Here is a 13,754-nt window from a genome sequence, read left to right on the forward strand (position 1 = left end):
CAACGGGGGGTTCGCCGGTCCGGGGTCAGTAGCCCCGGCGCGGAGCGGGCGGCAGGGCCGCCGGGATGTGCTGCATCCCGGTGTGGTGCTGCCGCCCGTTGGCATAAGCGGAGCCGGTGCCCGGGTTCTCGCCGCCGGTCGCGGACCCGGCGTACGCGTACGAGGGCTGCGGCGCGGGGGCGTACGCGGCCGGCCACGGGTCCGTCTGCCATGCCGAACCGTTCCAGCCGCTCCCGTACGAGCCGCCCCCGTACGCGGTGACGGCGCCCGCGTGCGAGCCCCCGTACGAGAACGCCGTGAACCCGAGGTCCTCCTCGCCCGTGCGGTCGCCCGGCAGGGCCCGGAAGGCCCGCAGGTACTCCGAGTAGAGCGCGTCGTAGATCGGGGTGTGCGAGACGGCGGGGCGCATCGGGGAGACGCTGCTCGCGTGGGCAGGGGCGCGGGAGGGGTCGTATGAATGCACGTATCAGCCAACGAACCCGGGGCCCTGCGGATGCGGGCGGAAGCAGAAAAACGCAGATCGCCGGGGGTGCGCGGGATGGACCGCGTACCCCCGGCGCGCTTACCGCGCCGCCCCTGGCCGAGGGGCGGCGCGGCCGTTCCGGGCTCCCCTGCCGGGGCGGGGGGCTCAGGCGCCCGCGGTGCCCGCCAGCGGCATCGAGGCCGCCACGAGCTTGCCGCCGGCGGCGGCCTTGTCCAGCGCGTCGCGGAGCAGGTCCTCGCGGGGCTGCTGGCCGATGGAGCCGACCGGGGCGGCGTAGATGAGCACGCGCTGGGTCTTGTTGACGGCGGCGCGCCAGCCGTCCGTGACCGACAGCGCCTGGTGCGCCTGCCACCAGGCGACCTGGCCGCCGCCCTCGACGCCGGGCTGGAGCACGGCGTGCAGCTGGCCGGCGGCGAGCAGCACGGACCAGCCGGCCAGCGGGGAGGGCAGTTCGGCGGTGTCGGTGACCGGGATGAACCCCTGCTCGATGAGGAGCGGCAGGAAGTCGTCGCCGGGGCCGGCGGTGCCGGGGCGGGCGATCGGCGCGGTCGGCTCGACCACGAGGGCGGGGTGCAGCTCGCCGCCGATCAGGACCAGGCCGCTGGTGATGCCGAGGACGGCCTGGCCGCCGGGCACGTTCTGCGGGGCGTCGCCGCCGGCGGGGCCGTCGCCGGTGATGCTGCGGACCGCCCCCTGGAGCTGCTCCTCGGAGACGTTGACCACCTGGGAGGGGATGCAGCCGGCGTGGGCGAAGGCGAGGACGGCGGTCTCCTCGCCGACGAACAGCACCGTGCTGGTGCGGTCGGTCTCGGGGTCCCCGGGGGTGCGGCAGGAGGTGCAGTCGTAGCTGCGCGGTGCGTCGTCGCCGGTGAGCAGCCTCTCGGCTTCTTCGTCACCGATCTCGGCACGTACCTCATCACTGACGTCGAGCATGCGGGGCACGGGCTGGCTCCTCGGATTGGGCGAGCGGGGGCGGCCGGGCGGTTCCCGGCTCGCCGGGCTCAACGGCGCGGCGGCGGCCGGGGTCACGCCGTTGGAGGGAACGGAATCGAACCGGGCCCCCGGAGGGGTGAACGGTCGGACCGGAGCTTTGTTTTCATGCCAACTCTTTTCCGCATGCGCGCAGTTGGTGGTCGGTACTGGCCGTTTCCGACGGGGGCGGCGGCTGCGCCGACCGGGTGGGCCGCGGCACGGGCCGCGTGGCAAGCCCGGGAGGGGGCCGCGGTGCTGCGTAGCGTGACGCGATGCCCGACCTCCGGATCCGGCGGACCGCCCCGGCTGCCGCCGCCGCAGCTGCCGCGCTGGCCCTCGTCCTCGTACTCCCGGCGGGGGCCGGCGCGGCCCCGCCGCCGCCCGCGCCCGGGCCCGCGGGGGCGGCCCACCCCGGCTCGCCCGGGATCATCGGGACCGGCCCGGGGGACTGCGGGCCGGGCGGGCAGTGGCCCTGGGACTGCGTGGCCGACTGCGAGAGCAGCGGGCGCTGGGCCGTCAACACCGGCAACGGGTTCTACGGGGGCCTGCAGTTCTGGCAGCCGACGTGGGAGGAGTACGGGGGGACGGCGTTCGCGGCCCGGGCCGATCTGGCCAGCCGGGAGCAGCAGATCCGGGTGGCCGAGGACGTGGTGGGCTTCCAGGGGTGGGACGCGTGGCCGGTGTGCTCGAAGCGGTACGGGCTGGCGGGGCGCATGCACGCGGTGCGGGCCGGGGACACCCTGGAGAAGATCGCCCGGCGGTACGGGGTGAAGGGCGGCCGGCAGGCCCTGTACGAGGCGAACCGGACGGTGATCGGCCCGAAGCCGCAGGCGCTGGTGGTCGGCACGCTGCTGGCCCTGCCGCCGTCGACGCAGTCGAGTCCGCCGGCACCTCCCGCGCCGGTCCCGGTCACGACGCCGGTCCCGGTCACGACGCCGGTCCCGGTCACGACGCCGGTCCCGGTCACGACGCCCGTCCCGAAGCCGGTGCCGGTCCCGGTGCCGAAGCCGGTGCCGGTGGCCGCCGAGCCGGCGGCGAGCCCCCCGGTCCCGGCCCGTGCGCCGGCCACCGCGGCCGTGCCCGCCCCCTGACGGGGCCTCGGCCCGCCCGGGCGATTCGGACCCGGGCCGGGGTACCGGCAGACTGCTCGGCATGCTGGAGACCTCCGCACGACTGCTGCGCCTGTTGTCCCTGTTGCAGGCCCACCGCGAATGGACCGGCCCCGATCTCGCGGAGCGCCTCGGTGTGACCCCGAGGACGGTGCGGCGGGACGTGGACCGGCTCCGGGAGCTCGGCTACCCGGTGAACGCCAGCCCGGGCACCGGCGGCGGCTACCAGCTGGGCGCCGGGGCCGAGCTGCCGCCGCTGCTGCTCGACGACGACGAGGCCGTCGCGGTGGCGGTGGGCCTGCGGACGGCCGCCGGGAACGGGGTCGAGGGGATCGGGGAGGCCTCCGTACGGGCGCTCGCCAAGCTGGAGCAGGTCCTGCCGGGGCGGCTGCGGCGGCGGGTGTCGGCACTCAACGAGTTCACCGTGCCGATGCTGCGCGGTCCGGGGCGGGCCACCGTCGATCCCTCCGTCCTGACCGAGCTCGCCGCCGCGTGCCGGGACGCCGAGCGGCTGCGCTTCGACTACCGGGACCACGCGGGCGGTGTCAGCCGCCGGGTGGTGGAGCCGCACCGGCTGGTGTGCACCGAGCGGCGCTGGTACCTGGTCGCCTGGGATCTGGACCGGGAGGACTGGCGGACCTTCCGCGCCGACCGGATCGAGCCCAGACCGCCGCACGGGCCGCGGTTCACCCCGCGTCCCGGGCCCGCCGAGGACCTCGCCGCGTACGTGTCGCGCGGCGTGTCGCAGGGTGTGTACGCGGCCCGGGCGGTGCTGCGGCTGAAGGTGCCGGCGGAGGCGGCGGCCGCCATCGTGGGCCCCAGCCAGGGGGCCCTGGAGCCGCTCGACGCCGAGAGCTGTCTGCTGCGGACGGGCGCCGTGAGCTTCGACGTCCTCGTCATTCACGTGATGCTGCTCGGCTGTGAGTTCGAGGTGGTGGAGCCGCCGGAGCTGGCGGACCGGATCAGAGCCGCCCGGGACCTTCTCGGGCGGGCCGTGGAGAAGATGTAAGGAAACCGAGGGGGGTTGACCCGCCGTGCCGGGAGGGTCACCGCAATCCCCGGATGAATTCCGGGGGGCCCGGAAGGAATGCGGAACGGGATGTGTGCGCGCCTTGTCGCGGGCCGGAAAAAGAATGGCGCGCGGCCGTTTTCACGGCGGCGCGGATGAAGCGGGGCCCGTCAAAGAACTGTCGACATTCCGTGACCCAAGCGTGACCCGGTACGGACGAACCTCCGGGCGCTGCGCTGACGTTCCGCCCGGGCGCGCGAGGGAGATCACCGAAATGGCCGAGGCGGGCCGGGTGATGACCCGGCCCGCCTCGGTGGTGCGGGGTGAGGTGGTGCGTACCGCCCCGCGGTGCTCTCGTACGGCCCGCCGCGTCCCCGTACGGGGAGTCAGCCGCCGGTGGCCGGCCGGGCCGCGGCCCGGCCCGCCGCGGGCCGCTCGGTGTGGGCCGGGCGGCGGCTGCCGGCCGGCGTGACCGGGGTCCGCTCGGACCGGATCAGGTGCGGCCGGCCGGAGACGTGCGCGGCGGGCCGGGGCGCCGGGGCGTGCCCCGGGCTCGCGGCGGCGGCCTGCGCGCTCACCGGGACGGCCGCGGCGACGGGTTCCCGCGCGCCGGCGGGGCCGCCGGCGGCGGTGGCGGTCGTGGGGGCCTCGTCGGCGAGCCGGAGCTGCCACTTGCCGCCCGCGGAGAGCAGCGGGGTGAGCATCGTGGCGACCGGGACGGGCACGGTTCCCGTCTCCAGGCGACGGCGCACCCGCTCCCGGAGCGCGAAGACCCGGGCCTCGACGCCGGCGATCAGAGGCTCGAACCAGGGCAGCGCCAGCATGATCAGCAGACCTGCGGACCAGCCGAGCAGCACGTCGCTCACCCAGTGGGTGCCGAGGTACACGGTGGTGGCGCCGACGCTCAGCGAGACGGTGGCGGACACCACGGACAGCACCCGCCGGGTGACCGTGGTGGAGGCCAGGTAGGCCAGGATCCCCCAGGTCACGACGGCATTGGCGGTGTGGCCGGAAGGAAATATATCGCCGCCGGCGAAGAGTTCGGCGGAGCCGATCTGCGTGGCGTAGTGCGGGCCGAGCCGGCCGAGGCCGAGCTTGACGGCGCCGACGGTGATGTTGAGCAGGAGCAGCGCCACGCCGAGGGTGATCAGCGGGCGGAGGGTGTGCTGGCGCCAGGAGCGCCAGCCGAGCCATGCGGCGACCATGACCGCGGTGGGCCCGCGCTGGCCCAGGACCACGAGGTAGTCGAGGAAGGCGTGCAGCTGCGGCCACTGCTCGTAGGGGCGGAAGAACATGACCTGCCAGTCCAGGCGGACGAGCCAGGACGTGGTCAGGACGGCCACCACGATCGCGAGGTAGAACGCGAGGGTCGATCCGAGGAGCACGACGCGGTGCCGGCTCATCTGCGGTGTTTGCAGATGAGCCGGTCGCTCTGGTTCCCGGTCCAGCCGGGCGAACACCCGCTCCGGACGGGTCAGGATTTGGTCGGTACGCACTCAATCGACGTTACCGCGCGCCGCTGGGCGGCCCGGTCGAATCACGGGCTTTGTGATGACCATGTGATGTGGAGTTGGTCTCACGCGGGGCTTAATTCCTGGCATTCGGGCATTAGTTGGAGGTGTCTTGATCCATTGTCCTGGCCATTCTTTCGCATGCTTAGCCGCGCTTTATCACCGCAGCTCAATTACTTTGCTGAAAGATGGATCGGAATGATCCATTCCGTTGCGAGGCCTCCAGGGGCCCGGCCCGCTCGGCGAGGCACCTCCTACGGCGGCCCCGAGCCGTTCAGCCAGAAGGCCCCGTACACCGCCGACGCCAGCGCCACCGCGCCCAGCACCGCGGCCGCCCGCCCGGTCCGCCACCGGGCCAGCCCCACCGCCGGCGGCAGCAGCAGCGGGAACGCCGGGAGCAGCAGCCGCGGCTTGGAGCCGAAGTACCCCGACGCGCACAGCGCCAGCGCCACGACGATCCCGCAGTAGACGAGGAGCGCGGCCGGCTGGCGCTGCCGTACGCACAGCCCGTACAGCCACAGCACCAGCGCGACCCCCGCGATCAGCCCGACCCCGGCCAGTGCGCCGGCGGGGGAGGAGGCCAGCCTCGCCCCGATGAAGCGGGCGAACGCCAGGCCCCCGTCGAAGCCGTTGCCCCAGCCGGCCTGCACGTCCAGGTAGCCGAGCAGCCCGCCACCGGTGCGCGCCCCGACCCACAGCACGTACGCGGCCGCGCCCAGCGGGGCCAGCGCCACCCCCGCCGCCATCCGCCAGGACCGTTCCCCGCGCCGCCACGCCAGGGCGGCCGCCACCCAGACCGCCGCCACCACCGCGGCGCCGACCGGGCGGGTCAGCCCGGCCCCGGCCGCGAGCAGGCCGGCCGCCGGCCACCGGCCGCGCAGCGCCCCGTACAGGGACCAGGCGGCCAGCGCCGTGAACAGCGACTCGCTGTACGCCATCGACTGCACGATCCCGACGGGCAGCGCGGCCCAGACCCCGGCGGCGAAGATCCCGGCACGGCGGTCGTGCAGGAGGTCCGCGACGGCGAAGATCCCCCAGGCGGCCGCGAGGCCGGCCACCACCGAGACCACCAGTCCCGCCGAACCGTGACCGAGCCCCGTCGGAGCCGCGACCAGCCGCTCCAGCCAGGGCAGCAGCGGGAAGAAGGCCAGGTTCGAGTGCACGTCCCCGTTGGGGAGGAGCACCTCGTACCCGTACCCCTCGGCGGCGATGCGGGCGTACCAGAGCGAGTCCCAGCGCGCCGACAGCAGCGTGTGCGGACTGCTGCCGGCGGCCGCGCACCAGAGCGCGAGCACGGCCAGCCCGAGCAGCCGGACCGCCGCGAAGACGGCCAGGGCGGGCGCGGCCCGGCGAAATCCAAGATCTTTCACGGGCATGATTATCGGTGGCGCACGCGGGTGCCGTCGGCGCAGAACCACGGGTCGTGACCGCGCGTGTACGCGGGGGAGGGAAAGAGGGGGAGGGCGGGGTGAGGCGAGTGGCGCACACCACACCGCGGTCCCCGCCGCGGTGAGAGCTTGGCCACGTGTCGGACACACGAACTCGCGTACGCTGACGCTTCACTCGCGTGTCGATGCCGGACCCCGTAGGACGCCGCACAGTGCCCCACCCCCGTGGCTCCGCAAACGCTGGTCCGCCGAGTGCGAGCGATCATCTGGGAGGTACATGCATGTCGGGGACGAACGCGGCCTCCTTCCGGCAGCGGCTGCGAGCCGCCTCCGGCGGGGCCAACCGCTGGCTCGTCCTCGCGGTCCTCTGCGTCAGCCTGGTCCTCGTCGCGCTCGACGCGACGATCCTGCACGTCGCCGTCCCCTCCGTCACCGAGGACCTGCGCCCCGGCGCGGTCGAACTCCTGTGGATCGTCGACGCCTACCCGCTGGTCTGCGCCGCACTGCTGATCCTCTTCGGGACCCTCGGTGACCGCGTCGGCCGCCGCCGCATACTCCTCCTCGGCTACGGGCTCTTCGGCGCGGCCTCGGCGCTGGCCGCCCTGGCCGACAACGCCCAGGTCCTGATCGCCGCCCGCGCCCTGCTCGGCGTCGGCGGCGCGATGATCATGCCCGCCACCCTCTCGATCCTGCGGCAGGTCTTCCCCGACCGGCGCGAGAGGGCCCTCGCCATCGGCATCTGGACCGCCGTCGCCGCCGTCGGCGCGGCCAGCGGACCGGTACTCGGAGGCTTCCTCGTCCAGCACTTCTGGTGGGGATCGGTCTTCCTCATCAACATCCCCCTCATGGCACTGATCCTGCCGCTCGGGCGCTGGCTGCTGCCGGAATCGCGCGGGGCCGCCGACGGGCCCTGGGACGTGGTGGGCGCGCTCATGGCCGCCGCGGGCGTGCTGGGCTTCGTGCTCGGGGTCAAGCGGATCGGAGCGGAGCGCCGGCTCCTCGACGCCGAGGCGCTGGTGCCGCTGCTGGTGGGCGTGGCGCTGCTGATCTTCTTCGTACGGCGTCAGAAGCGGCGCACGCACCCGCTGATCGACATGCGGATGTTCTCGCGGGCCGCGTTCTCCACCTCCGTCGGCTGCATCGTGCTCGCCATGCTGGCGCTGGTCGGGCTGGAGCTGATCGCGGTCCAGTACCTCCAGCTGGTGCTGCACCTCAGCCCGCTGGAGACGGGGCTGCGGCTGCTGCCGCTGACCTTCGCCGCCATGGCGGCCGGAGCCACGGGGTCGTACACGCTGGCCCGGGTCGGGCCACGGACGATGGTGTCGCTGGGCTTCGTGCTGACGGCGTTCGCCGTGCTGCTGCTGACCTTCATGGGGCAGCAGGACCGGCCGGTGCTGCTCACGGCCGGGTTCATCCTGCTCGGCTTCGGGCTCCAGACCACGCTGTTCGCGGCGTACGAGTCGATGCTGAGCGAGGCTCCGGCGGCGACGGCCGGCGGGGCGGCCTCCATAGGCGAGACCTCGTACCAGCTGGGCGCGGGGATGGGCATCGCCCTGCTCGGCAGCGTCATGAACGCGGCCTACGCGCCGGGGCTGACGCACGTGCCGGGGGTATCGGCGTCGGACGCGGCGGGGGCCGCGAACTCGCTGGGCCAGGCGTACCAGATCGCGGGGGCGCTCGGGGGTGCGGCGGGGCAGTCGCTCTACGCGGCGGCGCGGCATTCGTTCGTCCACGGGCTGCACGTGACGCTGGTGGTCAGCGCCGGGCTGCTGCTGGCGGGGGCCGTGATGGCGCTGAAGCTGCCGCGGGTGATGGAGTGTCCGGACGCCGCCGAGCGCGACGCCGCCGAGTGCGATGCCGCGGGGCAGGACGCCGCCGAGCGCGAGGCCACGGAGCACGACGCCGGTGGCGATCCGGTCCGCCTTCCCGCCGCGCGGGCGGGCGGGGGTGGACCGCGGGCCGTCGCGCCGACAAACTTGCAGCGCTAGGTTTCGTATCGCCGGTCCGCACCAGGAGGCGCCGTGCCCTTCGTACCCACCGATCCGCTCGGGATCGACGAGCTCCTCTCGCCCGAGGACCTCGCCGTCCGCGACACCGTGCGCGGCTGGGCCGCCGACCGCGTGCTGCCGCACATCGCCGGGTGGTACGAGAGCGGCGAGCTGCCCGGGATCCGGGAGCTGGCCAGGGAGCTCGGGGCGCTCGGGGCGCTCGGCATGTCGCTGGAGGGGTACGGCTGCGCCGGGGCCTCCGCCGTGCAGTACGGGCTCGCCTGCCTGGAACTGGAAGCCGCCGACTCCGGGATCCGGTCCCTCGTGTCGGTACAGGGCTCGCTCGCGATGTACGCGATCTGGAAGTACGGCTCCGAGGAGCAGAAGCAGCGCTGGCTCCCCGGCATGGCCGCCGGCGAGCTCATCGGCTGCTTCGGGCTGACCGAGCCCGACGTCGGCTCCGACCCGGCCGCCATGCGCACGTACGCGAAGCGCGACGGCACCGACTGGGTCCTCAACGGGCGCAAGATGTGGATCACCAACGGCAGCGTCGCGGCCGTGGCCGTGGTGTGGGCGCAGACCGACGAGGGGATCCGCGGCTTCGCCGTCCCCACCGACTCGGCCGGGTTCTCCGCGCCGGAGATCAAGCACAAGTGGTCGCTCCGGGCGTCGGTGACCAGCGAGCTGGTCATGGACGACGTACGGCTGCCCGCGGACGCGGTGCTTCCCGGGGTCACCGGGCTCAAGGGGCCGCTGGGCTGCCTCAGCCACGCGCGGTACGGGATCGTCTGGGGGGCCATGGGCGCGGCGCGCGCCAGCTTCGAGGCCGCGCTCGGCTACGCGAAGACGCGCGAGCAGTTCGGCAGGCCCATCGGCGGCTTCCAGCTCACCCAGGGCAAGTTGGCGGACATGGCGCTGGAACTCCACAAGGGCATCCTGCTCGCCCACCACCTGGGCCGGCGCATGGACGCGGGCACCCTGCGGCCGGAGCAGATCAGTTTCGGCAAGCTCAACAACGTCCGCGAGGCCATCGACATCTGCCGCACCGCGCGGACCATCCTCGGTGCCAACGGGATCTCGCTCGAATACCCCGTCATGCGGCACGCCACGAACCTCGAATCGGTGCTCACCTACGAGGGCACCGTCGAGATGCACCAGTTGGTGCTGGGCAAGGCGCTCACCGGGCTCGACGCCTTCCGGTGAGAGCCCCGCTCAGCTCTGGTTGAAGAAGTCGCGCGAGCGGCCGGCGGGCTCGCCGCTCACGATCTGGGTGTCGGCCGGGGTCAGCAGGAAGACCCTGGTCGCCACCCGCTCGATCGAGCCGCGCAGGCCGAAGGTCAGGCCGGCCGCGAAGTCGACCACGCGCTTGGCGTCGGCCGGGTCCATGGACGACAGGTTCACGATCACCGGGACGCCCTCGCGGAACAGCTCGCCGATGCCGCGGGCGTCACGGAATCCGTCCGGGGTGACCGTCGCGATCCGCCGGCCCTGCTCGACGGCCGACTCGGACGCGACCTTGACACGGGGGTCGGTGACCCACTGGTCGCCCGGGCCCGAGACGGAACCCTGAGCGGCCTCCGCGTAGTCGTCGTCGTAGTAACGCTCGTCGTCGCTGTCCTCCACGAGACCCAACCAGGCACTCGCCTTGCGTACCGAACCCATGGTCGCCTCCTTTCACCGCGGTCAGTCGTCTTCTCTCCGCTGCCCCTATGGTCGTCCATGATGCTGACAACGCGCCAAGTGGATAGCCGCCGCGCAGGGGTTTCGTGACGGTACTGGTGCAGAACATCCGTTGCACCGTCAAGCCTCCTGGCGGCTACCGCTGCTGACTGAGTGAAAATACGACCGCTGCTGCCGTGTGGGTGACCCACACAGGCGTACGGGTGAACGATCCCGCTCGATACGATGCGCATCACGCACGCGTATGACACACGGGGGACCGGTTTGTTCGGCATCGTCAGACCCTGCACGCACCGGCTGGGGGAGCGCTTCAAGACCGAGTGGATGGCGCATCTCTGCGGGCTCTGCCTGGCACTTCGCAAGGACCACGGACAGTTCGCACGGATCGTCACGAACTACGACGGGTTGCTGGTCTCCGTTCTGACGGAGGCTCAGTCCGGACCCGCGCCCGGCTCGCGCCGCAAGGCGGGCCCCTGCCCGCTGCGGGGGATGCGGACCGCGGCGGTGGCCGAGGGCGAGGGTGCCCGGCTCGCGGCCGCAGTCTCGCTCGTCCTCGCCTCGGCGAAGGTACGGGACCACGTGGCGGACCGGGACGGGCTGTTGGCCCGCGCGCCGATCGCCGCCGCCGCGCGCAAGGTGGCCCGCGGCTGGGACCGGGCCGGCGCCCGCGCCGGGGCCCGGATCGGCTTCGACACGGCCGTCCTCGTCGACGCCGTGGACCGGCAGGAGGGCGTCGAGGCGCTCGCCGGGCCCGGCACGCCGGTGCTCGTGGTGACCGAGCCCACGGAGACCGCGACCGCCGCCGCCTTCGCCCATACCGCGCAGCTGGCGGGACGGCCAGGCAACGCTCCCGCGCTCGCCGAGGCGGGCCGCTACTTCGGGCGGCTCGCGCACCTGCTGGACGCGGTCGAGGACCAGGCCGCGGACGCCGCCGCAGGCGCCTGGAACCCGCTCACGGCCACCGGGACCCCGCTCGCCGAGGCGCGGCGGCTGGCCGACGACGCCCTGCACGGCATCCGGCTGGCGCTGCGCGAGGTCGAGTTCACGGACGCCGGGCTGGCCCACCGGCTGCTCGTGCACGAGCTGAAGACCTCGGTGGACCGGGCGTTCGGGGTCGGCGCCTGCGGACACGCGGGCGGGATCGCGGGCGGGCCCGCGGAGATGAACGCGGCGGGGCAGGGCGGCCACGGGGCGCCGCCGCAGGGCTACGGACCGGGCCAGGCGGGCCCGTACGGCAGCGGCCCGTACGGGGGCGCCCCGTACGGCGGCCAGGGCGGTCACGGCGGTCACGGGGGGAGCCCGTACGGCGGTGGCGGCGCGGGCGGGCCCGGCGGGCCCTGGATCCCCGGCCCGCCCGGGGGCCCCGGCGGCGGGCCGCCCCCGCAGAAGCCGCGCCGCGGGCTGCTCGCCGGCTGCGCGGTCTCCATCGGGCTGTTCTGCACCTGCCAGCTGTGTTGCACCGACCACGAGGGCCCCTGGTCCCGCAAGAAGCGGGACGCGTGGTGCGAGGCCTGCGACTGCGGCAACGGCTGCCCGGACTGCAGCGGCTGCTGCGACTGCTGCAACTGCGACGGGTGCTGCTGCGACGGCTGCGGCTGCGACTGCTGAGAGCCGCACGGGCTTGAGGGCCCGTCAGATCCCCACGGGGCCGGACGGCGTACAGGAAGATTCCCGTCCGGGCCCGTGTGGAAGGGGTGAGCGGCATGAGCGATGACGCAGATGACGCAGATGACGCTGACGACCCGGATGACGCGGACGACCCGGATGAAGCGGACGATCCGAAGGCCGCCTGGCGGACGTGGCACGAGCACCGGGTGGCTTCCGTGTCCGCTCCCTACGGCCCCCTGTCCCTCATCGGCACCCACTGGCTCTCCGACTACCCGGAAGGTCGAATTCCGGCCGTTCCGGGGCGTTGGCGGGCCACCGAGGGCGGGGTGGCGCTGCGCGCCGCCCCCGAGGACGGCCTCAGCCTCGACGGCGAACCCCTCACGGGTGACGCCGTGCTCGCCGCCGACGAGGCCCCGCCCGCGCGCTCCCGGGTCGCCGCCGCCCGGGACCTCCGGATCACCGTGATCCGGCGCGAGGGGGAGTGGGCGGTCCGGGTCTTCGACCCCGGATCCGCGGCCCGCCGGGCCTTCGCCGGCATCGAGGCCACCCCGTACGACCCGGACTTCGTGCTGCCGGGGCGCTTCCGCCCGTACGGCGGGGACCGGACCGTCCAGGTGGCGAACGCCGACGGGCGGGCGCGCGGGCTCGGCCTCGGCGGCGAGCTGCGCTTCGCGTACCGGGGCTCCGAACACACCCTCCAGGTCGCCGTCGACGAGGACGACGGCAGCCTCTGGGCCGTGATCGGGGATGCCACCGGAGGAAGCTCCAGCTACCGCTTCCGCTTCCTGAAGCCCGGGATCCCGGACCCGGTGGACGGCTCGATCACCGTGGACTTCAACCGGACCGTGCTGCCGCCCTGCGCCTTCGCGGACCATTTCATCTGCCCGTTCCCGCCACCGGGGAACACCCTGCCCTTCGAGGTCGCGGCGGGCGAGCGGAGGCTGAAAGATGCCCTTGCCGACCGAATCTGACGCCGAGACACTCCCGACAGCGCCTTCCGGGGGCTTGTCAGGGGCACGACGAAATCCAGTGCGCCCGCCGTACCCCCGGCTGCGCCTCACGGGCTCCGGCGCCCCCCACTGTCCGCCGGGCCCCCGATCCCTCCCGGGAGGACGAGAAGTGAGGATCAAGAGCATCACCCGTACCCGGCTGCTCGCCGTGGCCGCCGGCCTGGCGGCCGTCGCCGGGCTCGCCGCCCCCACCGCGGCGAGCGCGGACAGCGGCTTCAGCGCGGCGCGGCTCGCCGCGGCCGGAGCCTCCGTCCAGCGCGCCGACGTCGCCGGCACCGCCTGGTACACCGACCCCGCCAGCGGAACCCTCGTGGTCACCGCCGACTCCACCGTCACCGCCGCGGACCTCGCCAGGATCCGCAGCGAGGCCGGAGCCGACGCCGCGGCCCTGCGCATCGAGCGCACCCCCGGCAAACTGCGCAAGCTGATCTCCGGCGGCGACGCCATCTACACCTCGGGCTGGCGCTGCTCGCTCGGCTTCAACGTGCGCAGCGGGAACACGTACTACGTGCTGACCGCCGGGCACTGCACCGACGGCGCCGGCACCTGGTGGACGAACTCCTCGCACACCACCACCGTCGGCTCCACCGTCGGATCCAGCTTCCCGACCAACGACTACGGCCTGATCAAGTACGCCAGCAGCTCGCCGGTGCCGCCGGGCACCGTCGGCAGCCAGGACATCACCAGCGCCGCCAACGCCACCGTCGGCATGTCGGTGACCCGGCGCGGCTCCACCACCGGCACCCACGGCGGCTCGGTGACCGGACTCAACGCCACCGTCAACTACGGCGGCGGCGACATCGTCTACGGCATGATCCGCACCAACGTCTGCGCCGAGCCCGGCGACAGCGGCGGCCCGCTCTACTCCGGCACCCGCGCCATCGGCCTGACCTCGGGAGGCAGCGGCGACTGCACCTCGGGCGGAACCACCTTCTTCCAGCCCGCGGTCGAGGCGCTGAACGCCTACGGCGTGAGCGTGTACTGACCCGTCCGCC

At 74.0% G+C, this 13,754-nt stretch carries 12 protein-coding genes; 7 read left to right on the top strand and 5 right to left on the bottom strand.

The features are described from left to right. Positions 1-25 precede the first annotated feature (25 nt). Both ACFYXV_RS20435 and ACFYXV_RS20440 read right to left on the bottom strand, forming a co-directional pair. The gene (locus ACFYXV_RS20435) at positions 26-409 is read right to left on the bottom strand and encodes a hypothetical protein (RefSeq protein ID WP_385474073.1); all 384 of its coding nucleotides are present in this window, start codon (positions 407-409) and stop codon (positions 26-28) included. A gap of 219 nt (positions 410-628) precedes the next feature. Continuing rightward, positions 629-1,426 (bottom strand): hypothetical protein, encoded by a 798-nt coding sequence (locus tag ACFYXV_RS20440; RefSeq protein ID WP_385477441.1) that lies wholly within the window; start codon positions 1,424-1,426, stop codon positions 629-631. A 302-nt stretch (positions 1,427-1,728) separates the two neighbouring features. On the opposite strand from ACFYXV_RS20440, the gene ACFYXV_RS20445 reads away from it, so the two are divergent. Then, entirely contained in the window at positions 1,729-2,547 is an 819-nt protein-coding gene (locus tag ACFYXV_RS20445; protein ID WP_389383688.1) for a transglycosylase family protein, read from the top strand. A 61-nt stretch (positions 2,548-2,608) separates the two neighbouring features. Continuing rightward, the gene (locus ACFYXV_RS20450) at positions 2,609-3,574 is read left to right on the top strand and encodes a helix-turn-helix transcriptional regulator (RefSeq protein ID WP_385477446.1); all 966 of its coding nucleotides are present in this window, start codon (positions 2,609-2,611) and stop codon (positions 3,572-3,574) included. A gap of 386 nt (positions 3,575-3,960) precedes the next feature. On the opposite strand, the gene ACFYXV_RS20455 is transcribed toward ACFYXV_RS20450, so the two are convergent. Further along, the gene (locus ACFYXV_RS20455; protein WP_389383689.1) at positions 3,961-5,070 is read right to left on the bottom strand and encodes a phosphatase PAP2 family protein; all 1,110 of its coding nucleotides are present in this window, start codon (positions 5,068-5,070) and stop codon (positions 3,961-3,963) included. 269 nt (positions 5,071-5,339) lie between these two features. Next, positions 5,340-6,461 carry a hypothetical protein gene (locus ACFYXV_RS20460; RefSeq protein WP_389383690.1) on the bottom strand — a complete coding sequence of 374 codons (1,122 nt, stop codon included), beginning with the start codon at positions 6,459-6,461 and terminating at the stop codon, positions 5,340-5,342. A gap of 293 nt (positions 6,462-6,754) precedes the next feature. Between ACFYXV_RS20460 and ACFYXV_RS20465 the strand changes: the two genes are divergently transcribed. Together ACFYXV_RS20465 and ACFYXV_RS20470 are read left to right on the top strand one after the other, a co-directional pair. Beyond that, positions 6,755-8,461 carry an MFS transporter gene (locus ACFYXV_RS20465; RefSeq protein ID WP_389383691.1) on the top strand — a complete coding sequence of 569 codons (1,707 nt, stop codon included), beginning with the start codon at positions 6,755-6,757 and terminating at the stop codon, positions 8,459-8,461. Positions 8,462-8,494: 33 nt separating this feature from the next. Then, on the top strand, positions 8,495-9,664 hold the full coding sequence (locus tag ACFYXV_RS20470) for an acyl-CoA dehydrogenase family protein (protein WP_389383692.1): 1,170 nt from the start codon (positions 8,495-8,497) through the stop codon (positions 9,662-9,664). A 9-nt stretch (positions 9,665-9,673) separates the two neighbouring features. Here the strand turns inward: ACFYXV_RS20470 and ACFYXV_RS20475 are convergent, their stop codons facing one another. After that, positions 9,674-10,123: a cell division protein SepF gene (locus ACFYXV_RS20475; protein ID WP_030161760.1), complete on the bottom strand. Its 450-nt coding sequence runs from the start codon at positions 10,121-10,123 to the stop codon at positions 9,674-9,676. A gap of 282 nt (positions 10,124-10,405) precedes the next feature. Between ACFYXV_RS20475 and ACFYXV_RS20480 the strand changes: the two genes are divergently transcribed. The 3 genes from ACFYXV_RS20480 to ACFYXV_RS20490 all read left to right on the top strand — a co-directional run bounded on the left by ACFYXV_RS20480 (position 10,406) and on the right by ACFYXV_RS20490 (position 13,744). Continuing rightward, positions 10,406-11,749: a DUF5685 family protein gene (locus ACFYXV_RS20480; protein WP_389383693.1), complete on the top strand. Its 1,344-nt coding sequence runs from the start codon at positions 10,406-10,408 to the stop codon at positions 11,747-11,749. Positions 11,750-11,844: 95 nt separating this feature from the next. Continuing rightward, a complete protein-coding gene (locus tag ACFYXV_RS20485) occupies positions 11,845-12,720 on the top strand; it encodes a DUF1684 domain-containing protein (protein WP_389383694.1) in 876 nt (291 codons plus the stop codon). A gap of 148 nt (positions 12,721-12,868) precedes the next feature. Beyond that, positions 12,869-13,744 carry a S1 family peptidase gene (locus tag ACFYXV_RS20490; protein WP_123515180.1) on the top strand — a complete coding sequence of 292 codons (876 nt, stop codon included), beginning with the start codon at positions 12,869-12,871 and terminating at the stop codon, positions 13,742-13,744. Positions 13,745-13,754 lie beyond the last annotated feature (10 nt).

Origin of the sequence: Streptomyces sp. NPDC002181 (genome assembly GCF_042890485.1) — a bacterium.
GTDB lineage: Bacteria > Actinomycetota > Actinomycetes > Streptomycetales > Streptomycetaceae > Streptomyces.

Excerpts from the sequence above, each read along its gene's own strand:
- ACFYXV_RS20465 (WP_389383691.1), top strand. The coding sequence starts at position 6,755 with ATGTCGGGGACGAACGCGGCCTCCTTCCGGCAGCGGCTGCGAGCCGCC.
- ACFYXV_RS20450 (WP_385477446.1), top strand. The coding sequence starts at position 2,609 with ATGCTGGAGACCTCCGCACGACTGCTGCGCCTGTTGTCCCTGTTGCAG.
- ACFYXV_RS20485 (WP_389383694.1), top strand. The coding sequence starts at position 11,845 with ATGAGCGATGACGCAGATGACGCAGATGACGCTGACGACCCGGATGAC.
- ACFYXV_RS20475 (WP_030161760.1), bottom strand. The coding sequence starts at position 10,123 with ATGGGTTCGGTACGCAAGGCGAGTGCCTGGTTGGGTCTCGTGGAGGAC.
- ACFYXV_RS20445 (WP_389383688.1), top strand. The coding sequence starts at position 1,729 with ATGCCCGACCTCCGGATCCGGCGGACCGCCCCGGCTGCCGCCGCCGCA.
- ACFYXV_RS20435 (WP_385474073.1), bottom strand. The coding sequence starts at position 409 with ATGCGCCCCGCCGTCTCGCACACCCCGATCTACGACGCGCTCTACTCG.
- ACFYXV_RS20460 (WP_389383690.1), bottom strand. The coding sequence starts at position 6,461 with ATGCCCGTGAAAGATCTTGGATTTCGCCGGGCCGCGCCCGCCCTGGCC.